Source organism: Sphingomonas sp., assembly GCF_039595165.1.
GTDB lineage: Bacteria > Pseudomonadota > Alphaproteobacteria > Sphingomonadales > Sphingomonadaceae > Sphingomonas.
In genome coordinates this window covers 1-25,455 of record NZ_JBCNMA010000039.1, presented here as the reverse complement: position 1 = coordinate 25,455, position 25,455 = coordinate 1, and the positions used below count along the sequence as shown (strand labels likewise).

The window sequence follows — 25,455 nt, the reverse complement described above, 5'->3', positions numbered from 1 at the left end:
GCGAAGGGATTCGAACCCTCGACCCCAACCTTGGCAAGGTTGTGCTCTACCCCTGAGCTACGCCCGCTCTCTGGCGCCGATGTGCCCGCTCGGAATACCGAGGGGGCGGGGCAAGGTGGCGGCCTCTAGCAGCGGGTTTCGGGGTCCGCAAGTCCCGAATCGCGCATAGATTCGAGCGGCACCGGCTCACTCCTCCGCCCGGCCGCCCGTGGAGTACACTGGCGTTGGGTGGCCGGGTGGAGGAGCGGGCCGGTGCCGTTCCGCGCAGCCGAAACCTCTTGGCCCGAGCGGCGCCAGCGCCCACATAGGGCGCCGGTTTTTCGTACAAGGGATTCGCCGTGGCCACGCTGGGACTTTCCGCCGCCGAGAAGGAAGCCGTCGAGGCGTTCCGCAGGGACATCGTCGAGCCGTCGATGACCAAGCTCGTCATCCTCGATTTCTGGGCCGAATGGTGCGAGCCGTGCAAGGCGCTGGCCCCGATTCTCGAGAAGGTCGCGGCGGATTATGCCGACAAGGGCGTGCTGCTCGCCAAGATCGACGTCGACGCCAACCAGTTCATCGCCGGGCAGTTTCAGGTCCGCTCGATCCCGACCGTCTATGCGATGTTCCAGGGCCAGCTCGTCGCCGACCTGACCAATGCCCGCACCGAGAGCCAGCTGCGCGCCAATCTCGACCAGATCTTGCGCCAGATCCCGGTCGACAGCGATGCCGCGGCGCAGGAGGCCGAGCTCGAGCCGCTGCTGGCGATGGCCGAGGAAGTGCTGGCGGGCGGCGAGCATGAGCGCGCGCTGATCATCTACGACCAGATCGCCGAGATGGCGCCCGAGCATCCGCTCGTCGCCGCCGGCCGCGCCCGCGCGCTCATCGCGCTGGGCCGGCTCGACGAGGCGGAAGCGGCGCTGAACGTGTTGCCCGACGAAACCGCCAAGACTCCCGAGGTCGAGCGCGCCCGTGCCGCGCTGGCGCTGGCGAAGGAGGCGCCAGCCCACGACGAACTCGCCGCGATCCGAGCGCGCGCTGCCGCCAATCCGCAGGACATGGACGCGCGCTACGAACTCGCCGGCGCGCAGATGGCGGCGAACGATCGCGAAGGCGCGGCGCAGACATTGCTGACGATGATCGCCGAGGACAAGGAATGGAATGACGGCGCCGCCCGCGCGCGCCTGCTCAAGCTGTTCGAGGCGGTGGGGCTCGAGGACCCATGGGTCTCGGCGCAGCGCCGCAAGCTCTCCGCCATTCTGTTCGGATGACTCAATTGGGGAAGGTTGGCCGCCTGTCGATCTTCCCGCTGGCGGGGGCGCTGCTGTTCCCGCGGATGCAGCTGCCGCTGCATATCTTCGAGCCGCGCTATCGCGCGATGGTGACCGACGCGCTCGCCCGCGACCGGCGGATCGGAATGATCCAGCCGCGCCCCGGCTTCCGCGAGGCACCGGGCGAACCGGTACCATTGTTCGAGATCGGCTGCGTCGGCCGTATCGCCGACGTCGAGGCGCTCGACGACGGTCGGTTCGACATCGTGCTGGAAGGACTGGCCCGCTTCCGCATCGTGCGCGAGCTCGAAGTCGCGACGCTGTTCCGCCAGGTCGAGGCCGAGCTGATCGCCGATCCCGACGACGAGATACTGGGCATGGGGGAGCGCGCCTCGCTCGAGCTCGAATCGCGCCGCTTCGCCGACCGTCAGGGCTATGCGGTGGATTGGGGCGCGGTGTCGCGGCTCGACGACGAAAGCCTGGTCAACGGCATCGCGCAGATCGCACCGTTCGATTCGGCCGCCAAGCAGGCGCTGCTCGAGGCGGATTCACTGCGCGAGCGCGCCGAGCTGACCGTGCAGCTGATGCAGTTCTTCGGCCGCCACGACAGCGACGAAGGGACGCTGCAGTAGCGTCAGCGGCGATAGGTGCCGCTGAACGTCACGTTTAACCCGCCGCAGCGACTATTGTCCTCGACCAGAAGGTAGGGGCCGATCAGCCGCATATCGACTCGGCACAAATTGGGATCGTCGCTCTCAACATAGCTCATGCGATCGCCACGCGGCACGAGATCGCTTTCGAAGTCGCCAATATTGACTCCGCCCCGCGCCACCCGTTCGGGATCGTGCCCGCCCCAGGTCGCGATACCGGCCACATGATGGTGCCCCCACCGCGTGCCGGGCTTGATCGTGATGCTCGCATCCTCAAACTTCCAGTCGCCGGTCCAGCCCGCCGCCGAGGGCGGGGGCGTGACACGGCGCAGCCCCGCGGTCTCGATCCACCCGCGCGTCGCCTTGCCGCTGGGCGAAACGAAAATCACGAAGGTGAACGACCCGACGCTGCGATCCGCGACGAGCTTGTCGCCGGCGGCGACAAAGGCCTTGCCCGGCCCCGCGCGCGTCATCGCCTTTTCGCGGAAGTAGCGCCGGGCGCCGGGCCGGACCTCGACGAGCCAGGCATTTTCGGAGAGCATTTGCGGGACGGCCGGAGCGAGCAACAGTCCCAACAGCATCGGCATGCGCTTCTCCCCCTGCGGTTAGGCCATTTCTCCGTGCAGCAGCTTGGGCGTCGCACCCGATTCGCCGCGTGCCTCCGCCATGAACCAGTTCTTGAGCGCGGGCAGCTTGTCGACTGCGGACAGGCCGAAGCGGCGTGCGGCGTGCGCGGTCTTGCCGGGGATGCCGAACAGATGCGTCAGCGCGTCGGTGGCGACGCTGACCATGAAGGTGTCGAGACTGCGCCAGCGCTCGTAGCGGGAGAGCAGTTGCGGATCGCCCATGTCCAGGCCGAGCCGCTTACCCTCGACCAGCACCTCCACCAGCGCGGCGACGTCGCGGAAGCCGACATTGACCCCCTGGCCGGCGATCGGATGAATGCCGTGGGCGGCATCGCCGACCAGCGCCAGCCGTTCCGCGGTGATCTTCGCCGCATGGTGAAAACCGAGCGGGTGACTGAAGCGCGGACCGAGCGGGCCGAGCCTGCCGAGGAACCCGCCCATCTTCTTCTCCGCCTCGGCGAGGAAGCCGCGCTCGGAGAGCTTCATCATCCCCGCTTCCTCGTGGCGCTTGACCGACCACACGATCGCCGAGCGGTGACCCTGTTCGTCGTCGACCAGAGGTAGGATCGCGAACGGGCCCTGCGGATAGAAAATCTCGAACGCCGTGTTTTCGTGGCTGTGCTCGTGGTGGAGCGAGGTGACGATCGCCGAGTGATCATAGGTCCAGCGCGCCGTGTTGAGGTGCGCGGCGTCGCGCGTCGGCGAGTTGCGGCCCTCGGCCCCGATCAGCAGGCGCGCCTTGACCGTCTCGCCGCTGCTCAGCGTCGCGGTGACGCCGTGCGCGTCGCGCTCGACCGCCAGCGCGCGCGTCTGCATGCGGACATCCGCGAGCGGCGCCTCGCTGGCGGCCGCCATCAGCGCGGCGCGCAAGTGGCGATTCTCGAACATCGTGCCGAGCGCGCCTTCGCCCTCCCGCGGGTCGAAATCGAGCTTGCCCGGCTCCAGTCCGTCGCTCACCCGGATGCTCTGGATCGGGCAGCCCTTGCCCTCAAGCCGTTCCGCGACACCCACTGTCGCGAGCATCCGCATCGGCGCGGCGGCGATGGCCGAGGCGCGGCCGTCATGCGCCGCCGCCAGGATAAGCTGCGGGTCAGCGGGATCGACGACGATCGAGGAAATGCCATGGCGGTCGAGCGCGACCGCGAGCGCGCTCCCCACCAGCCCGCCGCCGAGGATGAGAAGGTCTGCCTGGCTCATCCCGCCGCGTTACTCCAGCCGCTGCCTTGACGCCAGAGTCCGCAGGGTGGATGATTCGGGGAAGCGGGATTTTCGACACATTTTCAGGGGCCGATGATGGCGAGCCGGGTGCAGCCGATGCTGTGGCGTGACACGATGAAGGCGGGGGCGAAACGCAGCGGCGCGCTGATCGGCGCGATCGCGCTGTTCGTCGCGACGCTCGCCGCGGTGCTCGCGGTGGGGACCTATACCGGTGGCGATCCGTCGCTCAACACGGCCTCGGGCGGCCCCGTGCGCAACCTGCTGGGCACGCCAGGCGCGTGGCTCGCCGACTTGCTGCTGGCAATCGGCGGCCTGCCGGTGGTGCTGCTCGCGCCGGTCGGGCTGATCGTCGCGACGCGGCTGTGGAAGGGCAATCCGGTCGGGGCTTGGGGACGGATGCTCGGCGGCGCCGCGCTCGGCATCGCCCTCATGGACACCGCGTTCGCCTTCGTGTCGAGCCGCTCGGTGCTCGAATTGCCCGGCGGATGGGGCGGGGTCGTCGGGCTGTCGATCGCCAATATGCTGCGCTGGGGACTCAGCCTCGCCGGCGATCCCGCCGTCACCTTGTGGGGCGCGCGCTTGCTCGGACTGACCGCGGGGATCGCAGGCGTAGTGATCTGGGCGCGCAGCGTGCAGCTCGATGTGCAGCAGCTTCGCCTGCCCCGGCGCGAGCGGACCGGAACGGAAAGCGGGGACGTCGATGGCGACGTCGACGATGCCGCCGACTTGTTCACCCCGAGCGCGGCGCCCAAGCCGCGCAAGATGGCACTGCCCGACACGCGACCGGGCCCGGTGATCGCCGATCCCGCGCCGCCGCCCACGCCACCCAAGGCCAAGCCGGTGCAGACCAGCCTCGACTTCAAGGGCAGCTACAAGCTTCCCCCGCTCGACCTGCTCAAGGCCGCGCCCAAGAGCGGCGCCGCCGCGATCGACAAGGCCGCGCTCGAGCGCAATGCGCGGCTGCTCGAAAGCGTGCTCGACGATTTCCATGTGAAGGGCCAGATCGTCGAAGTGCGGCCGGGACCCGTCGTGACGATGTACGAGCTCGAGCCCGCGAGCGGGATCAAGGCGAGCCGCGTGATCCAGCTCGCCGACGATATCGCGCGCAACATGTCGGCGGTGTCGGCGCGTGTCGCGACGATCCCGGGGCGCAGCGTGATCGGCATCGAGCTGCCCAACGCCAAGCGCGAGATGGTGAGCCTGCACGAGCTGGTCGGCAGCGACAGCTTCGAGGACATGGGCGCACAGCTGCCGATCGTGCTCGGCAAGAACATCGCCGGCGATCCGGTGATCGCGGACCTCGCGCCGATGCCGCACCTGCTCGTCGCGGGCACCACCGGCTCGGGCAAGTCGGTCGGGCTCAACTGCATGATCCTGTCGTTGCTCTACCGGCTGACGCCGGAGCAGTGCCGGCTGATCATGATCGATCCGAAGATGCTGGAACTCAGCATGTACAAGGACATCCCGCATCTGCTCGCCGATGTCGTGACCGACCCGCCCAAGGCGGTGCGCGCGCTCAAATGGGCGGTCGAGCAGATGGAGGAGCGCTACCGGATGATGGCCTCGGTCAACGTCCGCTCGCTCGGCTCGTATAACGACAAGGTGCGCCAGGCGCTGGCCAAGGGACAAAAGCTCGGGCGCAAGGTGCAGGTCGGCTACGACCCCGAAACGCGCCAGCCGATCTATGAGGAGGAGACGCTCGACCTCAATCCGCTGCCGCAGATCGTGATCGTGGTCGACGAGCTCGCCGACCTGATGATGACTGCAGGCAAGGAGGTCGAGTTCCTGATCCAGCGCCTTGCGCAGAAGGCGCGTGCCGCGGGCATCCACCTGATCATGGCGACTCAGCGCCCTTCGGTCGACGTCATCACCGGCGTGATCAAGGCGAACCTGCCGACGCGCATCTCCTTCCATGTCACGTCGAAGATCGATTCGCGCACCATCCTGGGCGAGCAGGGCGCCGAGCAGCTGCTGGGCAAGGGCGACATGCTCTACATGCCCGGCGGCAAGCAGATCGCGCGCGTCCACGGGCCGTTCGTGTCGGACGAGGAAGTGCAGGCGGTCGCCGATCACTGGCGCGCGCAGGGCGCACCCGATTACATCTCGGCGGTCACCGAGGAGCCGGAGGGCGAAGAGTTTGCGCTCGACGGCGCCCCGACCGGCGACGATTCGCCTGAGGAACAGCTCTATCGCCGCGCGGTGCAGCTCGTCGCGGAGAGCCAGAAGGCGTCGACCTCGTGGCTCCAGCGCCAGCTGCGCGTCGGCTACAATTCCGCGGCGCGCCTCATCGAGCGGATGGAGAAGGACGGGCTCGTTTCGCGTCCCGACCATGTCGGCCGGCGCGAGGTGCTGATGGATCCCGACGGGCGGCCGCTCTGACGGCGCTCAGAAGCCGCCCCTCACCATGCAGCGCAGCGCTCGCGCGGTGGCGCGTCCGAGCATCCCCCACACGTTCCGGCCGAGGCATCGCGCGAGCGCGCGCAGCTTCTGCCTGACGGTCTCGTCCTGCGGCGAGAGTTTGCCGTAGCAGCGGATGATCTGGCCGACGCTGGCGCTGATCGCGCCCTTGAGCAGGCAGCCCAGTAGCGGATCGCCCGTGGGGATGGCGTCGATGATCGCTTCGATCGTTTCCGCGACGGGATTGCCGTCGCCATCGACGAGATGCTCCACCAACCCGTCCCACGCCTCGCGGGCGATGCCCTCCGCACCTTCGGCATCCGCCTCGTCGACATCGGCGACCGCTGTCGCGTCGAGCGGGATCCGCCCAAGCTCCTCGCCTTCGATCTCGATGACGATCTCGTGCCGTTCAAGATCGACGGTGAGCACCGCCTGGATCGAGACTCCGCCGTCCCCGCGCGGGGAATGGCTCCGTGCGCTGATTTCGATCGACAATTCGTCGCGAAGCGCAGCGATCTGATCAATGCCGATCTCGAGATGATACAGGCGATCGCGGTGCTCGAACTGCCTGGACAGGAAACGTGCCATGGCATCCCTCCCCGAAGTTGCGTGTGCGCAGCATAGCATGCCGCGCCGGGGGGACGAATGGCCTGCTAGGTTCGAATCGGGCCATGGAATCCGAGGCTCCGAAGTGCTGTCCTACGTCTCCATTTCGATCGTATCGATCATCCAGTCGTGAAACAGCTTGACCGGACGCTGCTCGAGCGCGCGCGGGCGGCACACGAACCAGTAGGAATAGGGGCTCTTCACTTCCGGCTCGAACAGAGTCGCGATGCGGGGATCGTCGGTGCGGATCACGTGCGAGTCGAGCATGAAGGCGATGCCGACACCCTGTGCCGCGGCCTCGAGCAGCAGCGAGCCCGAATCGAACAGATCGATCGCGACCGGCTCGATGTCAGGCATCCGCAACGCATCGCGCCAGATCTCGAAGCTGTCGGCCATGTCGCGATGTACCATCACGGTCATGCCGTTGAGCTGCTCAGGACGCGTGATCGCCTTCGGTCCCTCGACCATATGCCGCGCCGCGACGAGGCGGATGCGGTTGCGGTCCAGGCGCCGGCCATAGAGCAGCGTATCGATGTCGCGCGCGAGCACGATCGCCGCGTCGAGTCCGTCGCCAAGCCGCGACATGCCATGCCCACCGGTGTCGATGTCGAGATGGAGCTGCGGATGCGCGGCACGCAACGCACCGAGATGCGGGAGCAGCCGTTGCGTCGCGAACAATGCCGGCGTGCCGAGGCGCAGGCGCAGCAGCTCGACCCCGCTCGTCATCCCCTCGATCGCGTCGCTCATCGAATCGAGTGCGGGCGCGATCAGCCCGAGCAGCCGCTCGCCCTCGGCATTCAATTTCATCGCCTGGTGCCGGCGCTCGAACAACTGCTTGCCGATGAAACGTTCCAGCGCCTGGACGCGGCGGCTGAGCGCGGGCGAGGACAGCGCCAGTTCCTCCGCGGCAGCCTTGACCGATCCCAGCCTCGCGACCTGGACGAACGCCTCGATGGCGGTGAGGGGCGGCAGCCTGCGCATGTGCGTTTTGTGTGGTGCAGCGTTTCCGATTGCAACTGGCTATCAGAGTGAACGGTCTGACAACGGTTACATTGGCAGTAAACCGCGAATGTTACAGATTGCAGAAACTGCAACCGTCATACGATCTTTTCGCACTTGCACAAAAATACGCCGCACTGCACATAGGGCGTGCCTTTCAGGCATCCTCTCCTAAACCTTTCATGGGCTGGTCCACGGACCGGCCCTTTTTTTTGCCCGAATCGACGGCGAAACGATAGCCTGTCTAGGCGATCCGGAACCGCATGCCTATGTGGCGCGCTCACCCTCAGACGTTCGCAGGGAAGGAGAGCCAATGGCCGATATCGAAACCCCCACGCGCAAGGTCCAGGTCGCCAATTCGCGGCCCGAGGACAGCGGCCGCGGCCTCGCCCATCTTCCGCGCGCGCTGATGACCGAGCTCGGCCTGCAGCAGGGCGATGTGATCGAGATCGTCGGCAAGCGCAACACCCCCGCACGCGCGGTCTTCCCCTATCCCGAGGACGAGGGGCTCGAGCTGCTGCGCATTGATGGGCTGCAGCGCGCCAATGCCGGGGTCGGCTCCGGCGACTATGTCGAGATCCGCCGCGCCGAATCGCGCCCGGCGACGCGGGTCGTGTTCGCCCCGGCACGCAAGGACCTGCGCCTCGAAGGCTCGGCCAATGCGCTCAAGCGCACCTTCATCGGCCGCCCGCTGTGTCAGGGCGACACCGTCTCGACCGTCGGCCAGCAGCGCGTCGCCGACATGCCGCCCAACGTGCTCCAGCATTTGCGCGCGCCGGCCTATGCGCTGCAGGAGATCCGCCTGACCGTGGTCTCCGCGACGCCGCGCGGCATCGTCCATATCGACGAGAGCACCGAGATCGAGCTGCGCGCGGATTACGAGGAGGCCAAGGAATTCCGCCGTGCCGACGTGACCTATGACGATATCGGCGGCATGGCCGCCACGATCGACCAGCTGCGCGAGATGGTCGAGCTGCCGCTGCGCTATCCCGAGCTGTTCCAGCGGCTCGGCGTCGATCCGCCCAAGGGTGTGCTGCTCCACGGCCCGCCCGGCACCGGCAAGACCCGCCTCGCGCGGGCGGTGGCGAACGAGTCCGACGCGCAATTCTTTCTGATCAACGGCCCCGAGATCATGGGCTCGGCCTATGGCGAGTCCGAGAAACGGCTGCGCGAGGTGTTCGAGGAAGCGAACCAGAACGCCCCCTCGATCGTATTCATCGACGAGATCGATTCGATTGCGCCCAAGCGCGGCCAGGTGTCGGGTGAGGCCGAGAAGCGCCTGGTCGCGCAGCTGCTCACGCTGATGGACGGGCTCGAGGCACGCGCAAATGTCGTCGTCATCGCCGCGACCAACCGGCCCGAGGCGGTCGACGAGGCGCTGCGCCGGCCGGGCCGCTTCGATCGCGAGATCGTGGTCGGCGTGCCCGACGAGCGCGGGCGGCGCGAGATCCTGGGCATCCACACCCGCGGCATGCCGCTCGGCGAGCGGGTCGACCTGACCGAGCTCGCGCGTACCACCTTCGGCTTCGTCGGCGCCGATCTCGCGGCGCTGACCCGCGAGGCCGCGATCGAGGCGGTGCGGCGGATCATGCCCAAGCTCAACCTCGAGGAGAAGACGATCCCGCCCGAGGTGCTCGACATGCTCGCGGTGACGCGCGAGGACTTCGTCGAGGCGCTCAAGCGCGTCCAGCCGAGCGCGATGCGCGAAGTGATGGTGCAGAAGCCCAATGTCCATTGGGAGGATGTCGGCGGCCTCGACGACGCGCAGATGCGCCTCAAGGAAGGCGTCGAGCTGCCGATGAAGGATCCCGACGCGTTCCGCCGCCTCGGCATCCGACCGGCCAAGGGCTTCCTGCTCTACGGCCCGCCCGGCACCGGCAAGACGCTGCTCGCCAAGGCGGTGGCGCGCGAGGCGGAGGCGAACTTCATCGCCACCAAGTCGAGCGACCTGCTCAGCAAATGGTATGGCGAAAGCGAGCAGCAGATCGCTCGCCTGTTCGCCCGCGCGCGCCAGGTGGCGCCGTGCGTGATTTTCATCGACGAGCTCGACAGCCTGGTGCCCGCACGCGGCTCGGGGCTCGGCGAGCCGCAGGCGACCGAGCGCGTGGTCAACACCATCCTCGCCGAGATGGACGGGCTCGAGGAGCTGCAGTCGGTGGTGGTGATCGGCGCGACCAATCGGCCCAACCTGATCGACCCGGCGCTGATGCGCCCGGGCCGGCTCGACGAGCTGATCTATGTCGGCGTGCCCGACGCGCCGGGACGCGAGCGCATCCTCAAGATCCAGACCGCGCGCATGCCGCTGGCCGAGGATGTCGACCTCGCCGCGGTCGCGGCGCGGACCGAGCGCTTCACCGGCGCGGACCTCGAGGATGTGGTGCGCCGCGCCGGCCTTGCCGCATTACGCGAATCGCTCGGCAACAAGCAGGTGACGATGGCGCATTTCGAGGCGGCGCTGGCCGACTCGCGCGCGACCGTCACGCCCGAGATGGAAGCGGAATATGCTCAGCTCGTCGCGCGGATGAAGCAGGATGCGGTGGCTCTCAATCCGATCGGGTTCATTGCGCCGGGGATGCTCCAGGGCCGCGGCCCGAAGACCGGAGCGTGAACCAGCCATAAAGGACGAGCAGGGCGAGCGCAGCGGCCGCGACCAGATAGGGGAGCGGCCGCCACAGCCCGTAAAAGGCGACGCCGATCGACGGACCGAGGATGAACGCCGCGCCGTTGATCGAGGTAACCTTTCCCGCCACCGATCCCTGCGCCGCCTGCCCCACCGCGAGCGACGATCCGGCGGTGAAGCCGGGGCGCGAGAAGCCGAAACCGAGCGTGGTCAGCGCATAGGCGGTGGCGATGCCGTAGAGCGAGGTCGCGCTGCCGGTGGCGAAACAGCCGACCGCGCTCAGGGATAGCCCGATCAGCATGAGCTGGCGCGGGTTGAGGTTGAGCAGCGGGATGATCCCCCATTGCGCGAGCAGCGCCGAGCCTGCGCCAAGCATCAGCACGAGGCCGGTCGCCTCGATCGCCTCGATCGGCGGCACGCCCAGCCGGTCGATGATCAGGAAGCCGATCACTTGCCCGGCCATCGCCTGGGCGTGGCCGAGGATCAGGCCGCAGATCATCCAAGCGCGCACGCGCGGGTCGAGATAGCCGACCGGCTCGACCTTGGGCGCGGTCGCCGCAGTGACGCTCGCCCCGCTCGCCTGCCCGCCGATCGAGGGATAGCTCGCCGCCGCGCCATGGCTGACCGGCGCGTCGACGTCGCGCGGCAGGAAGCGCGCGACGGTCAGCATCATCGCCAGCGCCGCCACGCTGAAGATCAGCGCGGGCCCGGCAAGGCCGATGGTCGGCCCGCCGCGCCACAAGTCGCCGAGGACGAGATAGGGCGCGATCGCCGGCCCCAGGATGGTGCCGAGCCCGAACGCCGAGCCGAGCAGGGTGAGCGCCCTGGTCCGCTCCTCGCGGCTGGTGCGCGCGGCGACGATCGCCTGCACCGCAGGCGGCGCGGCCGAGCCGAACCCGCCATAGAGCATCCGGGCGCCGACGAAGAAGGCGAACGCCGTGGCCGGCGCGATCCAGCCATTGATCCCTGCGGCGAGAAACAGGCCGCAGAAGAACAGCGAGCCGGTAAGCCCGATCTGCCCGAGCAGCACCATCTGCCGCCGCCCGTGCCGATCCGACCGATTCGCCCAATAGGGCGCGACCAGGGTCCACAGCAGCGCCGAGACCGAGAAGGCGGCGGCGACCGCGCTGTCGGGTACGCCGAGCGAGCGGCCCAGCGCGGGGAGCACCGATTGCAACGCGGTGTTGCCGGCGGCGATGGTGAGCATCACCAGGAACAGGATCGCGAAGGTGCGATCGAATTTGGGCGGGCTCACCGTTCCCGCATGGCGGCATCGCCCGCCGCGACTTGGCCTTCGCGCCGCTGCTCCATGGGTTTGAGGATGAAAGCTTTCGCCGGACCGCGCAACCGCCGCGATGCAAGGAACGTTAAGGGGGAGTCCGTATGAGCCTACCTGCCGGCCCGCTGGCGGAGAGTGCACTTTGGCGCATTTTAAACGGACTCTGATGACAGAGCCATTGCAACTGTCCTACAGGAACGTGACACCGACAGAGGGAAGTTGATGACCGGTTCGACCACCATTGCCCGCGCGAAACGCAAGGCCGCGCGTCCTCTCTCGCCTCAGGCGCTGTTTCTCCAGGGTTTCTTCAAGCACCCCGTGATGGTCGGATCGATCATCCCGTCGTCGAACAAGCTCATCCGCAAGATGCTGGCGCGAGTCGATTGGGAGAACACCAAGGTGTTCGTCGAATATGGCCCCGGCGTCGGCACCTTCTGCCGCCACATCCTCGACCGGCTCGGCCCCGACGCCAAATATATCGCGATCGATACCAACCCGGATTTCGTCGCCTATCTGCGCCAGACCATCGTCGATCCGCGCTTCTCGGCGATCCACGGCTCGGCCGCGGACGTGAACGCGATCGTCGCCGATCACGGCGCGGAACAGGCCGACTATGTGCTGTCGGGCCTGCCCTTCTCCACCCTGCCACCGGGCGTGGGCGAGCAGATCGCCCAGGCCACCCAGCGGGTGCTGCGCCCCGGCGGGGCATTCCTCGTCTACCAGTTCAATCCCAATGTCCGCAATTTCCTGACGCCGCTGTTCGCGCGCATCGATCATGACATGGAATGGTGGAACGTGCCGCCCGCACAGCTCTGGTGGGCGTGGAAGGACGAACCCGCCGATTGACGGCGGCCGCCCGGCGGCACACATCGAGCGCATGGATCAGCTCAACCTATCCGAGTCGGAGTGGCGCCAGCGGCTCACCCCCGAGCAATATCATGTGCTCCGCGAGGCCGGCACCGAGCGCGCCTTCGCCGGTCACTATACCGACGCCAAGGCCGACGGCATCTATCGCTGCGCGGGCTGCCAGCTCGAACTGTTCGACAGCGACGACAAATATGATTCGGGCTCCGGCTGGCCGAGCTTCACCCGGCCGGTCGCCGCGGATCATGTGAGCGAGCACAGCGACTCGAGCCACGGCATGGTCCGCACCGAGGTGCGCTGCGCACGCTGCGACGGGCATCAGGGGCATGTCTTCCCCGACGGTCCGCCGCCGACGGGATTGCGCTATTGCATCAATTCGGTCGCGCTCGATTTCCGTCCGCGCGGCGACGACGGCGACGCCTGACGCCGCCCGTATCGATCAGCTTGTGAGCCGCGTGGTTCGCCGGTAGGTTCGCGCCCACTTCGATGCCCAGAAAATCCCCCGCCCGCCCCGGCAAGTTCCGCCGCATCCTCAAATGGGTGCTGATCGGCGGCTTTACGCTCGCCATCGCTGCCTTCATCGCGCTGGCCATCGCGGTGTACACCGCACGCGCTTCGCTGCCGAGCTTCGAGGAGCTCAAATCCTCGCCCAACGGGCAGATGATCCGCGTCCATGCCGCCGACGGCACGGTAATCGTCTCGCTCGGGCCGAGCTATGGCGAGTGGATCCCGTACAGCCAGATCCCCGCGCCGATGCGCGACGCGATGATCGCGATCGAGGATCGCCGCTTCCGCTCGCATTGGGGCGTCGATCCGGTGGCGCTGGCGCGCATCGCCAAGTTCGCGGTCGACAATCGCGGCACCGATCGCCGCCTGCAGGGCGGCTCGACGATCACCCAGCAGGTCGCGCGGACGATCTTCCTCTCCAACAAGTACGACCTCGGCCGCAAGGTGCGCGAGATGATCCTGGCGCTCGCGCTCGAGCGCAAGTTCACCAAGGACCAGATCCTCGAGCTCTACCTCAACAAGGTCTATTTCGGCGGCGGCGCCTATGGCATCGACGCTGCCTCGCGCACCTTCTTCGCGCATCCCGCGACCAATCTCACGCTGTCGGAGGCCGCAGTCATCGCCGGCCTGGTCAAGGCGCCGTCGCGCTACTCCCCCACCGCCGACGCCGAGGCCGCGGTCGGACGCGCCAGCGTGGTGCTCGACGTGATGGTCGAGACCGGCGCGTTGAGCCGCGCCGAGGCCAGCGCCGCCCGCCCGGCCGAGGTCAAACTCGCCGCCGCGCCCAAGCAGAACAGCGTACGCTACTTTACCGACTGGGCACTGCCCCAGCTCGAGGTGCTGATCGACGAGACCGTCGCGCCGCTCGACGTGTGGACGACGATCGACCTGCGCATGCAGAATGCCGCGACCCAGGCGATCCAGGCCAATACGCCGGCGGGCACTCAGGGCGCGCTGGTCAGCCTCGATCGCGACGGCGCGGTGCGCGCGATGGTCGGCGGGCGCGACTATGTCTCGTCGATCTACAATCGCGCGACCCAGGCGACGCGCCAGCCCGGCTCGGCGTTCAAGCTGTTCGTCTATCTCGCCGCGCTCGAGGCCGGGCACAAGGTCGAGGATCGGCTGGTCGACGAGCCGGTGACGATCAACGGCTGGAGCCCTCGCAACAGTTCGGGCCGCTTCTCGGGCGAGATGACGCTGCGTTCGGCCTTCGCCTATTCGATCAACACGATCGCCGCCAAGCTTGGCCAGGAGGTCGGCTTCGGCACGGTCGCCGACATGGCGCGGCGGTTCGGCATCACCACCCCGATCAACACGCAGCCGGCGATGGTGCTCGGCACCAGCAACGTGCGCCTGATCGACATGACGCGCGCCTTCGCCTCGGTCGGGCAGAAGGGCGTTGCGGTCACCCCCTATGCGATCACCCGGGTCACCGCCAACGGCGCGGTGATCTACCAGCATGAGGTCGATACCTCGCGCGTGCTGGTCGCACCCTATGTCGCGGCGCAGATGACCGATCTGCTGCAGACCGCGGTCGCCACCGGCACCGGCCGCTCGGCGCAGATCGGGCGTCCGGTCGCGGGCAAGACCGGCACCACCAGCTCGAACAAGGACGGTTGGTTCCTGGGCTTCTCCTCGGGCCTCACCACCGGCGTGTGGATGGGCCGCGACGATGCCAGGGCGGTGCACGGGCTGCAGGGCGGCACCGCCCCGGCGCGGGCCTTCGCCGCCTTCATGCGTCCCGCCGTCGCCGGCCGCCCGGTCGAGGAGTTCGAGACCGAGGTGACCCTGCCCGAATGGCAGATCGAGCCCGACGAGGAAGTCTATGGCGCGCCCGACAATGGCCTGTTCGTCGACGAGGACGGCAACCCCATCGCGCGCGATGAGGTCAATCCCGGCGCGCTGCAGGGTCCCGAGTCAGACCCCGGGATCGAGGGCGAGGAAGACGGTACCATCGACCAGGACTGGCTCGACCGGATGACCGGGCGCGGCCAGCGCAACCCGCCGCCGCGCGAGCCGCTCGATCGCGAGCAGCAGCGCGACCCGCGTACCGGTGTCCAAGAGCTGCGGCCGCGCCGCGAGCCACCTCCGCGCGACGCGCCCCGCCAGCCTCAGGACTCGCGCCCGTACGAGTGAAGCCGCATCGCGTTGGCGCGCAGCCAGGCGCGCTCGCGCGCCGGATCCCTGCCATAGAGTTCGCGCACGACCGCGTGGAAGGCGGGGCTGTGGTTCATGTGCACGCGATGCGCCACCTCGTGCGCCACGGTCGCACGGCGCACCATGGGCGGGGCGAGGATCAGCCGCCAGCTGTAGCGGATCACACCCGACGACGCGCAGCTCCCCCAGCGCCCCTTGGGATCGCCGATCGCGACGCGACTGACGGTGACTCCAGCCTTGGCGGCATATTCGCCGGTCTCGGCGCTCAGCGTGTCGAGCGCGGTCTTGCGCAGCCAGCGTTCGATGCGGCGCTCATAGCCTTCGCGCGGCCCGCCCGCGATGAGTTGTCCATCGTCGAGCAGCGGGGTGCGCGGGAAGCCACTGTCCCAGCCGAGGCCGACCTCCTCACCGAGATAGAGGATCGCCGCCCCCGGCGCGAACGGCACCGGCGCGACTCGACGTTCGAGCGCACGTGCGATCCATTCCTGCTGCTGCTGCGCCCAGCGTAGCGCAGGGCCGACCGGCGCGCGCGGCGGCAGCGTCAGGCGCACCTGGCCGGTGGCGTTGTCGACCGAGAGCTTCATCCGCCGAGCGCGGGGATGACGCACGACCTCGATCGGTCCGGTCACAGGATCCGGTCGACCATATGATGCTCGAGATCCCCGGCGACGTCCTCGGAGATCGTCCAGCCGCGCACCGACTCGCCCGCCGCGTGCACGCTCTCGCGATCACCGCTCACCAGATAATGCCAGTCGGGCAATTTCTCCCCTGCCGCGCGCAGGCGATAGGCGCAGGTCCGCGGCAGCCACGCGATGTCGTCGACATTGTTCGCGCTGAGCCGGACGCATTCGGCGACATAGGCGTGGCGATGCTTGTAATCGCTGCACATGCCCGCATGCCGGTCGAGCAGGCGGCACGCGACATTGGTGGCATAGAGCTCGCCGGTATCCTCGTCCTCGATCTTGTGCAGGCAGCATTTGCCGCAGCCGTCGCACAAGGCTTCCCATTGCGCGCGGTCGAGAGTCGAGAGCGGCTGCTCCCAGAAGGGCTCTATCCGATCCACTTCTCGATCTCCGCGACGATCGCCTGCGGGTTCTGATCCTGGGGCAGCAGCGCGATCGGTTCGCCCTTGGGACCCATGAGATAGGCTTGGCGGCCATGATCCATGAGATAGCCGCTCGGCGTCTCGCGCTTGGCATAGGGCACGCGATAGGCCTTGGCCGCGGCATCGACCTGTGCCGGCGTGCCGGTCAGGCCGACCATGCGCGGATAGAAGGCCTGGGTGAATTCCTTGACCACCTTGGGCGTGTCGCGCGCCGGATCGATGGTGACGAAGACCGGCACGATCTGCGCCGACAGCGCGGGCTTCTGCTTGTCGAGCAGCTTCATCGCGCCGCCGATATTCTGGACGTCCACCGGACAGACATCGGGACAGAAGGTGTAGCCGAAATACATGATGCGGTACTTGCCGGCGAAGTCGGTGTCCTTGACCGTCTTGCCGTCGCCATTCACCAACGTGAACGGGCCCCCGATCGAAGCGCCGGCGAGCGGCGCATCGGCGAGCGATTTCTTGGCGGGCGTGGCCTCGCCGCAACCAGCGGCGGCGAAAGCGAGGGCGAGGGTGGGGACAAGCAACCTGTTCATGGCGCTTGCCGCCATGATCTGATAGTGGCCGCGTTGCAAGGTTTCCGATCCATCAGGGGCATTGTCCGATCATGTCTTTCCGTTCGTCCCGGCCCGTACTCGCCGCGGCGCTGCTTGCCTTGGCGCTCCCGGTTGCCGCTCAGCAATTTTCCGACAGCTACAATTTTCTCAAGGCCGTGCGCGAGCAGGACGGCAACAAGGTCACCGAGTTCCTCAACCAACCCGGTCAGACGATCGTCAATGCGCGCGACGAGAAGGGCGAGGCGGCGATCCACATCGTCGCCAAGCGCCGCGACCGCACCTATCTCAACTTCATCCTCGCGCGCGGCGGCAACGCGAATCTGCAGGACGGCGCGGGCAATACGGCGCTCCTGCTCGCGGTCGAGGCGAACTGGCCCGAGGGGGTGACGCTGCTGATCTCGCGCGGCGCCAACATCAACCTCGGCAACAATGGCGGCGAGACTCCGCTGATCCGCGCCGTCCAGCGCCGCGACGCCGAGCTGGTCCGCACGCTGCTGGCCAACAAGGCCGATCCCGACCAGCGCGATCGCCTGACCGGCATGAGCGCACGCGACTATGCGTCGCGCGACACGCGCTCGCCGATGATCGCGCAGATGCTCAAGGACGCGCCCAAGATCGAAAAGCGCGCGGTGTCCGGGCCCAGCTTCTAAAAAGGGACTTCTAACCGCCCCAGGCGAGCCCATCCGCATCGGGATCGGTGAGGGTGATCACCCGGCGCGCGGCGCGGCGGGCGAAGGCGAGCGTGCATTTGCGCCGCGTCGCGCTCGCCAGCGGCACGGTCTGCGCTTCGCGCGCGATCGCGGCATCATAGCGATCGGCGACGATCACCCCGGCGCGCTCGGGCAGGAATCCCGGCGTGTCGAGCGGCGACAAGTCGAAGCCCGCCGGCACCGCCCAGAAGAAGCGATCGCAATGCGCGAGATAGTCGGTCCACTTACCGTCGCCGAGCAGGTCGGCGCGCGACACCTTGACCTCGACGATGATGATCTCGCCGCGCGCATTGAGCGCCATCAGGTCGGCGCGGCGCCCGTCGCCGAGCGGCACTTCGGCCATCGCCACGCAATCATGGCGCAGCAGCATGCGACACGCACCGCGAGTCACCTCGGCGGTGACGAGCGGGGCCAGCTCAGGGTTCGAATCAGCAGACGCCGGAGACGGTGCAACCATCCCCGGCGTCTAGAACATTTGGCGAACGAGTTAAAGGGTCAGCGATAGAAGACGTGGTTGCCGACGCTGCCGACGCGCGCACGGCGCCAGCCGGGCGAAACGTGGCGGGCGTGGAAATAAAGTGCCTTCGAGACCTTGCTGTCCCACATATCGCTGCGCGCGACCCTGGCCACCGCGAGTGCGGTCTTCCATGCACGTGCGCTTTCGGGCGGCTGTGGGAGCTGACCGCCGCGCACGAACGAGAACTGGCCGCGCTGCTTGAGCACGCCGCACACGGTGCTGGCGAAACGGCCCGATGCGGCGCGGTTGAGGATCACCTCGGCGACTGCGAGCTGGCCTTCGAGCGGCTCGCCCTTGGATTCGTAATAGACGCCGATCGCGAGGCAGTTGAGCTCGGAATCGTCGATCTCCAGCGGCTGCGCGGCGACTGCGGCGGCGAGCGTCGCATAATCGGCGTCGGCGCCCTCATCAAAAGCAGGATCGCTGGGGGCGGGGGCTGCCGGAGTCTCGGTCTCGAGATCGGCGAGCGCTTCGCCCATTGTGGGAACTTGCGGGAGTCCCGGATCGTTTATCCCCGCGAGCGGCGCTTTCTCGGCTTCCCGGGCCACACCCGGGGCGGTCGCGCCAATGCCTGCGGCAAAGGTAAGAGTCACAGCCGCGATAAGCGCGGCCCGTGCAGAAAAGGACATTCAACTTCGATACTATGCGGTTGGCGCGCGATCCGGATCCTATTCCCTTTGTTCGGAGGACCGGTCGGGCTTTCCCCCCGACTGCGTAACCGGCGGCTTCACACCCCGACGGCACAACGCTCTTGATATGTGTGCGCGTCTTTGACCCTGATGCTGCGCTGCGTCAACCGCCGAACATTGTTTCAGCGGCGAACCGTTCCGCGCCCGCGATATCCAGTTCGACCACCCACAGATCCGGATCGCGGCCGCGGCGGCGCTGCCAATAGTCCGAAACCACACCGTCATCGGCCATCTCGGCAGGCCCGCTGCGAACCAGCGCAGGCAATCCGTCGGGTCCGAGCCCGCGCTCGAAAAAGCGCGGATCACCGCCGCGTTCGAGCGCCAGGATCAGGATCGCACCGGCCTCCGCCTCGCCTTTCGCCAGCACCATCGCACTGCCCCCCGCGGCGTTGACTCGCCGGATGAGCGCGCCGACCACCAGCCCGCTCGCGAGCCGCGGCATCAGCTGCGGTACCCGGGCAGCCCGGCGAGCGGGATGCGCGATTTCATGAAGGTGCCCGTACCGCGCGCGGCCTCCTCGCCCGTCGCATCGATCAGCCGCGCCTCGGCGACGAACACGCGGCGCTGCCCGCTGACCCAGCGCCCCTCGGCAACGACCGGCCCGGGCCCGAGCGGTTTGGTGAAGAGCAGGTTGAACGCGGTGGTGAGCAGGAAACGGTCGGTCACCAGGCTGTTGCAGGCATAGAAGGCGGCATCGTCCAGCATCTTGAAATAGCTGGTCCCGTGCGCCGCGCCGCCGGCGTGGAAATGCCGTTCGTCGATCGTGAAGTGGATCCGGGCCTGCCCGCTCGCCGGAATCTCGAGCCGCGACTCGAACAGGCGGTTGATCGGTGCGGCGGCATAGAGCGATTCGAGCGCGCGATAATGCGCCGTCGCTCCCACCGCCGGCTCAGGCGGCGTCACGCGCCTCGCTTCCGACGAGCAGCGCGTAGAGCGCGTCGGCCGACCCGGCGCCGCGCAGCTTGGCGACGAATACGCGGTCGCGCAGCCGCCGAGACACCCGCGCCAGCGCCTTGAGATGCTCGCCACCGGCATCAGGCGGCGAGAGCAACGCGAACACCAGATCCACCGGGAGGTCGTCGACCGAAGCGAAATCGAGCGGCTTGTCGAGCCGCACGAACAGCCCTTGCACCCCGGTCAGACCCGCGATCTTGCCGTGCGGAATCGCGATGCCGCCGCCGAACCCGGTCGAGCCCAGTTTCTCGCGTTCGCTCAGCCGCTCGCTCACCACCGCCGCATCGATCCCATAGGACGCGGCGGCGACCTCACCGAGCAGCGAAAAGAGTTTCTTCTTGCTGCCCGCCACGGTTCCCGAATGCACCGCATCGGGTTTCAGCAGATCGCCGAGATCGTTCATCGGGCTGCGATCAGGCGGCCCGGTTGGGCTCGACCCAGCCGATCGTTCCGTCCGCGCGGCGATAGACCATGTTGTAGTTGCCGGTGCCGGTATTGCGGAACAGCAGTGCGTTGGTGTTGCGCAGGTCGAGCATCATCACCGCGTCGGACACGCTGGCGTCGGGCACGTCGACTCGCGTCTCGGCGATCACCGGCGGCGCATCCGCCACCTCTTCCTCCTCATCGCCGATCTGGAAGACGGTATAGCCGGCGTCGTAGGCCGCCTCGAGCGCCGCCTGGGCGTGGCCGTTGTTGCGGTCCTTGAGCCGCCGGACGTAGCGGCGCAGCTGCTTCTCGATCTTGTCGGCGGCGCCGTCGAAGGCAAGGTGCGCTTCCTGCGCGGCGTGCGATCCCTTGAGCACCAGGCCCTGCATCACATGCGCGACGATGTCGCAGGTGAAGCCATAGTCGTGCGGCCCCTTGCCGAAGGTCGCCTGGGCCGAGATTGCGCGGGAGAAATATTTGTCGGCGATACCCTGGAGCCGGTCTTCCACGTGCTGCCGGATGGCGTTGCCCGTATCGACTCGATGACCCGAAACCCGGATATCCATAATTTCCTCCGTCAATATGAGGAGCACCTAGGAACGCGCCCGGCGACCGTCAACCGGACGCCGGCGTGCCCCATAAAGGCTCCTCGAACCCGGCCATGAACGCCGAATGGCGGGCCAGTTCTTCATCGCTCGGTGCGAAAACGCGCGCCGGGCGGGCATTGCTCCGTACCGCGGTAATCTCGATCCGCTCGCTCGCCGTGGCTTCGACAGCAAGGCCGAGCGTGATCTGGCGTCCGCCGGTGAGTTCGATGAACACTTGCGCCAGCAGCTGCGCGTCGAGCAGCGCGCCGTGCAACTCGCGCGCGGAAAGGTCGATGCCGTAGCGCACGCACAGCGCGTCGAGCGTATGCTTGGCGCCCGGATGCCGCGCGCGCGCCAAGGTCAGCGTATCGACGATACGCTCGACCTGGAGCAGCGGCTTGCCGCATGTGCCGAGCTCGCCGTTGATGAAGCCGAAGTCGAACATCGCATTGTGCGCGATCAGCGGGCAGTCGCCCAGGAACTCGATCAGCTCGTCGCAGATCTCAGGGAAGCGCGGCTTGTCGGCTAGGAACGCGGCGGACAGGCCGTGCACCGCGAACGCCTCGGCCGGCATGTCGCGGTCGGGGTTGAGGTAGCGATGGAAGCTGCGCCCCGTCGGCACGCGATTGACCAGCTCGACACAGCCGATCTCCACCAGCCGGTGCCCTGCATTGAAGCTGAGCCCGGTCGTTTCGGTATCGAAAACGATTTCCCGCATCGTGCGATTATCGGCCTTCCGCGCTCGTGAGGCAAGCGATCACAGTGCGTACCACTTCACGCGTCTCCTCCAGCGAACCGCCCGTCGGAATCACGAAATCCGCGCGTTCGCGCTTCTCCGCGTCGGGCATCTGCCTCGCCAGGATCGCCTCGAAGCGTTCGGCGGTCATTCCCGGCCGGGCGAGGACGCGCGCGCGCTGCACGTCGGGGGGCGCGGAGACGACTGCGATCTTGTCGACCTGCCGCCAGCCGCCGGCCTCGAACAGCAACGGCACGTCGAGAACGACCAGCGGCCGGCCGCGATTCGCTTCGAGGAAGCGCTGCCGTGCCTCGGCCACCGCGGGGTGGACGATTCCCTCCAGCCGCTCGAACGCCGCCGGCTTGCCGAACACCGCCTCGCCCAGCGCCGTGCGATCGACGCCCTGCGCGCCGGTCGTATCGGGGAACGCCGCCTCGATCGCGGCGACGAGGCGTCCGCCCGGGCCCTGCAGCCTGTGGACCTCGGCATCCGCGTCGAACACCGGCACGCCTTCGTCGGCGAACATCGCCGCGACGGTCGACTTGCCCATGCCGATCGAGCCGGTGAGGCCGAGGATTAGTGTCATGACGTCAGCAAGGCGCGCAGCTCGGCGTCGTGTGCGCGCGGCGCAGGCTCGCCGAAGAACAGCTCGAAGGCGAGCGCCGCCTGGCCGATCAGCATCTCGAGCCCGTCGACCGTCTCGAGATCGCGCGCGCGCGCTGCGGTGAGCAGCCCGGTCTCGAGTGGCGCATAGACCGCGTCGTACACCACCGCATCGTCAGGCAGATTGCCGAGATCGAGATCGAGCGGCGGCTGGCCTGTCATGCCGAGCGAACTCGCATTGACCAGCAGCGCCACCGGCGGGACCGGCGCGTCGAGCGGTACGGCGTCGCCCTTGAGCCCGAACAGCGACAGCAGGCCCATCGCCTTCAGCGGCGAGCGGTTGAGGATCGTCACCCGCTCGACTCCGGCACGCGCCAGCGCGAACAGGACCGCGCGCGCCGCACCGCCCGCGCCGACCACCGCGACCGGGGCGCCCTCCAGGTCGAACTCGGCGATCGGGGCGTAGAAGCCGGCGGCATCGGTGTTAGTCCCGATCAGCGAACCGTCCGCGCTGCGGAACACGGTGTTGATCGCGCCGATCGTGTCGCGCACGCCGCCGGGATCGGGGACGTGATCGAGCGCCGCGACCTTGTGCGGTGCGGTGATGTTGCACCCGCGCCAGGCGGGATCGTCGCGGCGCGAAGCGAAGAACCCGGCCAACCCCTCGGCAGTGACATGCGTCTTGCGATAGGCGGCGTCGAGCCCGAGCTTCTCCAGCCAGAAGCCGTGGATCACCGGCGATTTGGACTGGGCGATCGGGTCGCCGATCACTTCGGCAAAGGATGTCGTCATGACGTCAGCACACCTCTCGTGCGCAGATAATCGAGGATGTTGAGCAGCGGCATGCCGAGGATCGTGTAGTGACTCCCCTCCATGCGTGCGAACAGCTGCACGCCCGGCCCTTCCACTCGGTAGCAACCCACGCAGCCTGCGATCGCCGGCCATTCGGCGTCGAGATATTCGGCGATGAACGCGTCAGAAAGCGGCCGCACCAGCAATCGCGCGCGATCCACATGGCGCCACACCGGGCGGCCATTTTCGGCGATCACCGCGGCGCTGTAGAGATCGTGGCGCTTGCCCGACAGCAGACGCAGATGCTTCTCGGCATCGGCGCGATCGGCGGGCTTGTCGAGCAATGGCCCGTCCTCGATCGCCACCACCGAGTCGCAGCCAAGCACCAATGTGCCCGGCACGCGCTGGCTCACCTTGAGCGCCTTCAATTCGGCAAGCGCGTCGGCGAGGTCGCGCGGCGCGGCGCCGGCCAGCCCGGCCTTGGCGGCATCCTCGTCGACATGCGCAGCGAGCGCTTCGTGCGGCACCCCCGCAGCGCTCAGCATCGCGCGGCGCGATGCACTGGTTGAGGCGAGCACGATCATTCGGCGCGAGTCCCGGAACCGCTCGCGCGCTCGTTGCACAGGGTGATGATCGCCGCGGCGGTCTCCTCGATCGAGCGACGCGTCACGTCGATCACCGGCCAGCCATTGTCGGCGAACATGCGCCGCGCATAGGCGACCTCGCGCTGCACCGCCTCGGCCTCGACATAGGAAGTCTCATCCTGCTGGTTGAGCGAGAGCAGCCGGTTGCGTCGCACCTGGATCAGCCGCTCGGGGCTGGTGGTGAGCCCGACGACCATCGGATGCTTGAGCGCGAACAACAAGCCGGGCGGAGGGGATTCGGGCACGATCGGAATGTTGGCGACCTTGTAGCCGCGATTGGCGAGATAGATCGAGGTCGGCGTCTTCGAAGTGCGCGAGACCCCGGCAAGCAGGATGTCGGCCTCCTCCCAATTCTCCCAATTGACCCCGTCGTCATGCGCGATGGTGAACTGGATCGCGTCGACGCGCGCGAAATAGGCGGCGTCGAGCGTGTGCTGCCGCCCCGGCCGCGCCTTCATCTCCTGCCCGAGCATGCTGGAGAGCGCGTGATTGACCGGATCGAGCGGCGCCACCGCGGGCAGCCCGATCGCGCGGCACCGCGCCTCGAGCGTGCGGCGGATCTCCGGGTTGACCAGGGTGAACAGCACCAGCCCCGGGTTCTGCGCGATCTCGCCCAGGATGCGCTCGAGATGCGTCTCGCTGCGCACCATCGGCCAGAAATGGCGCAGCACCTCGACATCGTCGAACTGCGCGAGCGCCGCCTTGGCGATATTCTCGAGCGTCTCGCCGGTGGAATCCGACAGGAGATGGAGGTGAAGCCTCACCGCTTGAACGCCGGCCGGGACGGATCTGTGGAAAACATGCGCAAAATCGCTAGCGCAACGCAAAGGGCACGCCAAGCGGGCCGATCGCTCCCCGCTCCGGCCACCTCGTCCACAACGCGCTCCACATGCCGGCGGGTGCACACACAGCCTGTGGATGACGTGGACTGGTTGCGCGACTCTGCAGGGAATCGCGGGCGTCCACCGCGTCAATCTGTTGGCAGAACCGGCACGAACGCCTAAGCCCCGCGATCCACGCACCAACACACAACAACATCCTTCTTAGATTCTTTTCTTCTTCTGAAAGATGGAATGACCGGTCCCGTGAATTCGAAGTCGTTGCTCCCCAAACCTCTTCTGGAGGTGCTGTCTGGGAAGCGCGTCGATGCGCCCCCGATGTGGCTCATGCGCCAGGCTGGCCGCTATCTTCCCGAGTATCGCGCTCTGCGGGCCGAGAAGGGTGGATTCCTCGAGCTGGTCAATGACAGCGACGCCGCAGCCGAGGTAACGCTCCAGCCGATCCGCCGCTTCGGCTTCGACGGCGCGATCCTGTTTTCCGACATCCTCGTCGTGCCGCATGCGCTGGGACAGGATCTGTGGTTCGAAACGGGCGAAGGGCCGCGGCTTGCCCCCCGGCTGGTCGACCATGCGCTGGACAGCCTCACAGCGGCCCCTGAGCGGCTCGATCCGGTCTATGGCACCGTCCGACGCGTCGCCACCGCTTTGCCCGCTGAGACCACTTTCCTGGGCTTTGCAGGCAGCCCCTGGACTAACGCGACCTATATGGTTGCGGGACAGGGCAGCCGCGACCAGTCCGAAACGCGCCGCATGGCCTACGGCGATCCGGGCGCGTTCCAGGCGATCATCGACGCGATCGTGGCGATGTCGGTCGACTATCTGGCGAAGCAGGTCGAGGCCGGAGTCGAGGCGGTGCAGCTGTTCGACAGCTGGGCCGGCTCGCTGTCGCCCGCGCAGTTCGAGCGCTGGGTGATCGCACCCAACGCGGCGATCGTTGCCGGGCTGCGCGCGCGTTGCCCGCATGTAAGGATCATCGGTTTCCCCAAGGGCGCGGGCGGCAAGCTTGCCGCTTATGCGCGCGAGACCGGCGTGGATGCGATCGGGCTCGACGAGACGGTCGATCCGGTCTGGGCGCATCGCGAATTGCCGGCCGGGCTGCCGGTGCAGGGCAATCTGGATC

Annotated in this window: 28 protein-coding genes; 9 read left to right on the top strand and 19 right to left on the bottom strand. The window is 67.8% G+C overall.

Annotated elements, in window-relative coordinates; genetic code table 11:
- Window positions 1–338: 338 nt before the first annotated feature.
- Window positions 339–1,250: a tetratricopeptide repeat protein gene (locus ABDV68_RS09175; RefSeq protein WP_343519537.1), complete on the top strand. Its 912-nt coding sequence runs from the start codon at window positions 339–341 to the stop codon at window positions 1,248–1,250.
- Window positions 1,247–1,882 (top strand): LON peptidase substrate-binding domain-containing protein, encoded by a 636-nt coding sequence (locus ABDV68_RS09170; protein WP_343519536.1) that lies wholly within the window; start codon window positions 1,247–1,249, stop codon window positions 1,880–1,882. The genes ABDV68_RS09175 and ABDV68_RS09170 overlap by 4 nt, the downstream gene beginning before the upstream one ends.
- A 2-nt stretch (window positions 1,883–1,884) precedes the next feature.
- Here the strand turns inward: ABDV68_RS09170 and ABDV68_RS09165 are convergent, their stop codons facing one another.
- Entirely contained in the window at window positions 1,885–2,487 is a 603-nt protein-coding gene (locus tag ABDV68_RS09165; protein ID WP_343519535.1) for a hypothetical protein, read from the bottom strand.
- A gap of 18 nt (window positions 2,488–2,505) precedes the next feature.
- Window positions 2,506–3,723 (bottom strand): FAD-dependent monooxygenase, encoded by a 1,218-nt coding sequence (locus ABDV68_RS09160; protein WP_343519534.1) that lies wholly within the window; start codon window positions 3,721–3,723, stop codon window positions 2,506–2,508.
- Between the two features lie 96 nt (window positions 3,724–3,819).
- Between ABDV68_RS09160 and ABDV68_RS09155 the strand changes: the two genes are divergently transcribed.
- Window positions 3,820–6,123, top strand: coding sequence for a DNA translocase FtsK 4TM domain-containing protein (locus tag ABDV68_RS09155; protein WP_343519533.1), 2,304 nt, complete (start codon window positions 3,820–3,822; stop codon window positions 6,121–6,123).
- 6 nt (window positions 6,124–6,129) lie between these two features.
- Here the strand turns inward: ABDV68_RS09155 and ABDV68_RS09150 are convergent, their stop codons facing one another.
- Both ABDV68_RS09150 and ABDV68_RS09145 read right to left on the bottom strand, forming a co-directional pair.
- Window positions 6,130–6,729, bottom strand: a complete 600-nt coding sequence (locus tag ABDV68_RS09150) for a hypothetical protein (protein WP_343519532.1) — start codon at window positions 6,727–6,729, stop codon at window positions 6,130–6,132.
- A gap of 111 nt (window positions 6,730–6,840) precedes the next feature.
- On the bottom strand, window positions 6,841–7,728 hold the full coding sequence (locus tag ABDV68_RS09145; protein WP_343519531.1) for a LysR substrate-binding domain-containing protein: 888 nt from the start codon (window positions 7,726–7,728) through the stop codon (window positions 6,841–6,843).
- A 331-nt stretch (window positions 7,729–8,059) separates the two neighbouring features.
- Between ABDV68_RS09145 and ABDV68_RS09140 the strand changes: the two genes are divergently transcribed.
- Window positions 8,060–10,354: a CDC48 family AAA ATPase gene (locus ABDV68_RS09140; RefSeq protein WP_343519529.1), complete on the top strand. Its 2,295-nt coding sequence runs from the start codon at window positions 8,060–8,062 to the stop codon at window positions 10,352–10,354.
- Here ABDV68_RS09140 and ABDV68_RS09135 read toward each other — a convergent pair.
- Window positions 10,305–11,573 (bottom strand): MFS transporter, encoded by a 1,269-nt coding sequence (locus ABDV68_RS09135; RefSeq protein WP_343519540.1) that lies wholly within the window; start codon window positions 11,571–11,573, stop codon window positions 10,305–10,307. The genes ABDV68_RS09140 and ABDV68_RS09135 overlap by 50 nt on opposite strands.
- 294 nt (window positions 11,574–11,867) lie before the next feature.
- Between ABDV68_RS09135 and ABDV68_RS09130 the strand changes: the two genes are divergently transcribed.
- The 3 genes from ABDV68_RS09130 to ABDV68_RS09120 all read left to right on the top strand — a co-directional run bounded on the left by ABDV68_RS09130 (window position 11,868) and on the right by ABDV68_RS09120 (window position 15,152).
- The gene (locus tag ABDV68_RS09130; RefSeq protein WP_343519528.1) at window positions 11,868–12,491 is read left to right on the top strand and encodes a methyltransferase domain-containing protein; all 624 of its coding nucleotides are present in this window, start codon (window positions 11,868–11,870) and stop codon (window positions 12,489–12,491) included.
- A gap of 31 nt (window positions 12,492–12,522) precedes the next feature.
- Window positions 12,523–12,933: a peptide-methionine (R)-S-oxide reductase MsrB gene (msrB, locus tag ABDV68_RS09125; RefSeq protein ID WP_343519527.1), complete on the top strand. Its 411-nt coding sequence runs from the start codon at window positions 12,523–12,525 to the stop codon at window positions 12,931–12,933.
- Window positions 12,934–12,995: 62 nt separating this feature from the next.
- A complete protein-coding gene (locus ABDV68_RS09120; RefSeq protein ID WP_343519526.1) occupies window positions 12,996–15,152 on the top strand; it encodes a PBP1A family penicillin-binding protein in 2,157 nt (718 codons plus the stop codon).
- Here ABDV68_RS09120 and ABDV68_RS09115 read toward each other — a convergent pair.
- Genes ABDV68_RS09115 through ABDV68_RS09105 form a run of 3 tightly spaced genes read right to left on the bottom strand, consistent with a single transcriptional unit; the run spans window position 15,128 to window position 16,817 of the window.
- Window positions 15,128–15,781, bottom strand: a complete 654-nt coding sequence (locus ABDV68_RS09115) for a SprT family zinc-dependent metalloprotease (protein ID WP_343519525.1) — start codon at window positions 15,779–15,781, stop codon at window positions 15,128–15,130. The genes ABDV68_RS09120 and ABDV68_RS09115 overlap by 25 nt on opposite strands.
- A gap of 17 nt (window positions 15,782–15,798) precedes the next feature.
- Window positions 15,799–16,227, bottom strand: a complete 429-nt coding sequence (locus ABDV68_RS09110; RefSeq protein WP_343519539.1) for a YcgN family cysteine cluster protein — start codon at window positions 16,225–16,227, stop codon at window positions 15,799–15,801.
- Window positions 16,224–16,817, bottom strand: a complete 594-nt coding sequence (locus ABDV68_RS09105; protein ID WP_343519524.1) for an SCO family protein — start codon at window positions 16,815–16,817, stop codon at window positions 16,224–16,226. The genes ABDV68_RS09110 and ABDV68_RS09105 overlap by 4 nt, the downstream gene beginning before the upstream one ends.
- Window positions 16,818–16,888: 71 nt before the next feature.
- On the opposite strand from ABDV68_RS09105, the gene ABDV68_RS09100 reads away from it, so the two are divergent.
- On the top strand, window positions 16,889–17,488 hold the full coding sequence (locus tag ABDV68_RS09100) for an ankyrin repeat domain-containing protein (protein WP_343519523.1): 600 nt from the start codon (window positions 16,889–16,891) through the stop codon (window positions 17,486–17,488).
- 10 nt (window positions 17,489–17,498) lie between these two features.
- Here ABDV68_RS09100 and ABDV68_RS09095 read toward each other — a convergent pair whose 3' ends face one another.
- The 11 genes from ABDV68_RS09095 to ABDV68_RS09045 all read right to left on the bottom strand — a co-directional run bounded on the left by ABDV68_RS09095 (window position 17,499) and on the right by ABDV68_RS09045 (window position 24,260).
- Window positions 17,499–18,005 (bottom strand): MmcB family DNA repair protein, encoded by a 507-nt coding sequence (locus ABDV68_RS09095; protein ID WP_343519522.1) that lies wholly within the window; start codon window positions 18,003–18,005, stop codon window positions 17,499–17,501.
- 38 nt (window positions 18,006–18,043) lie between these two features.
- The gene (locus tag ABDV68_RS09090) at window positions 18,044–18,544 is read right to left on the bottom strand and encodes a cell wall hydrolase (RefSeq protein ID WP_343519521.1); all 501 of its coding nucleotides are present in this window, start codon (window positions 18,542–18,544) and stop codon (window positions 18,044–18,046) included.
- Between the two features lie 313 nt (window positions 18,545–18,857).
- Window positions 18,858–19,199: a DUF1491 family protein gene (locus ABDV68_RS09085; RefSeq protein WP_343519538.1), complete on the bottom strand. Its 342-nt coding sequence runs from the start codon at window positions 19,197–19,199 to the stop codon at window positions 18,858–18,860.
- The gene (locus ABDV68_RS09080; protein WP_343519520.1) at window positions 19,196–19,657 is read right to left on the bottom strand and encodes a PaaI family thioesterase; all 462 of its coding nucleotides are present in this window, start codon (window positions 19,655–19,657) and stop codon (window positions 19,196–19,198) included. Before ABDV68_RS09080 ends, ABDV68_RS09085 begins: the two co-directional genes overlap by 4 nt.
- Window positions 19,644–20,111, bottom strand: coding sequence for a PTS sugar transporter subunit IIA (locus tag ABDV68_RS09075; RefSeq protein ID WP_343519519.1), 468 nt, complete (start codon window positions 20,109–20,111; stop codon window positions 19,644–19,646). Before ABDV68_RS09075 ends, ABDV68_RS09080 begins: the two co-directional genes overlap by 14 nt.
- Window positions 20,112–20,121: 10 nt before the next feature.
- Window positions 20,122–20,700: a ribosome-associated translation inhibitor RaiA gene (gene raiA / locus ABDV68_RS09070; protein WP_343519518.1), complete on the bottom strand. Its 579-nt coding sequence runs from the start codon at window positions 20,698–20,700 to the stop codon at window positions 20,122–20,124.
- Window positions 20,701–20,749: 49 nt separating this feature from the next.
- Window positions 20,750–21,439, bottom strand: a complete 690-nt coding sequence (dnaQ, locus tag ABDV68_RS09065) for a DNA polymerase III subunit epsilon (protein ID WP_343519517.1) — start codon at window positions 21,437–21,439, stop codon at window positions 20,750–20,752.
- Window positions 21,440–21,446: 7 nt separating this feature from the next.
- Window positions 21,447–22,043 (bottom strand): dephospho-CoA kinase, encoded by a 597-nt coding sequence (gene coaE / locus ABDV68_RS09060; protein WP_343519516.1) that lies wholly within the window; start codon window positions 22,041–22,043, stop codon window positions 21,447–21,449.
- Window positions 22,040–22,852: a shikimate dehydrogenase gene (locus tag ABDV68_RS09055; RefSeq protein ID WP_343519515.1), complete on the bottom strand. Its 813-nt coding sequence runs from the start codon at window positions 22,850–22,852 to the stop codon at window positions 22,040–22,042. The genes coaE and ABDV68_RS09055 overlap by 4 nt, the downstream gene beginning before the upstream one ends.
- Window positions 22,849–23,436 (bottom strand): nucleoside triphosphate pyrophosphatase, encoded by a 588-nt coding sequence (locus tag ABDV68_RS09050; RefSeq protein WP_343519514.1) that lies wholly within the window; start codon window positions 23,434–23,436, stop codon window positions 22,849–22,851. The genes ABDV68_RS09055 and ABDV68_RS09050 overlap by 4 nt, the downstream gene beginning before the upstream one ends.
- Complete coding sequence (locus ABDV68_RS09045) at window positions 23,433–24,260, bottom strand: pyruvate, water dikinase regulatory protein (RefSeq protein WP_343519513.1); 828 nt, start codon at window positions 24,258–24,260, stop codon at window positions 23,433–23,435. Before ABDV68_RS09045 ends, ABDV68_RS09050 begins: the two co-directional genes overlap by 4 nt.
- A 309-nt stretch (window positions 24,261–24,569) precedes the next feature.
- Here ABDV68_RS09045 and hemE point away from each other — a divergent pair.
- Window positions 24,570–25,455: uroporphyrinogen decarboxylase (gene hemE / locus ABDV68_RS09040; RefSeq protein WP_343519512.1), on the top strand; the 886-nt coding region annotated here is incomplete at its 3' end.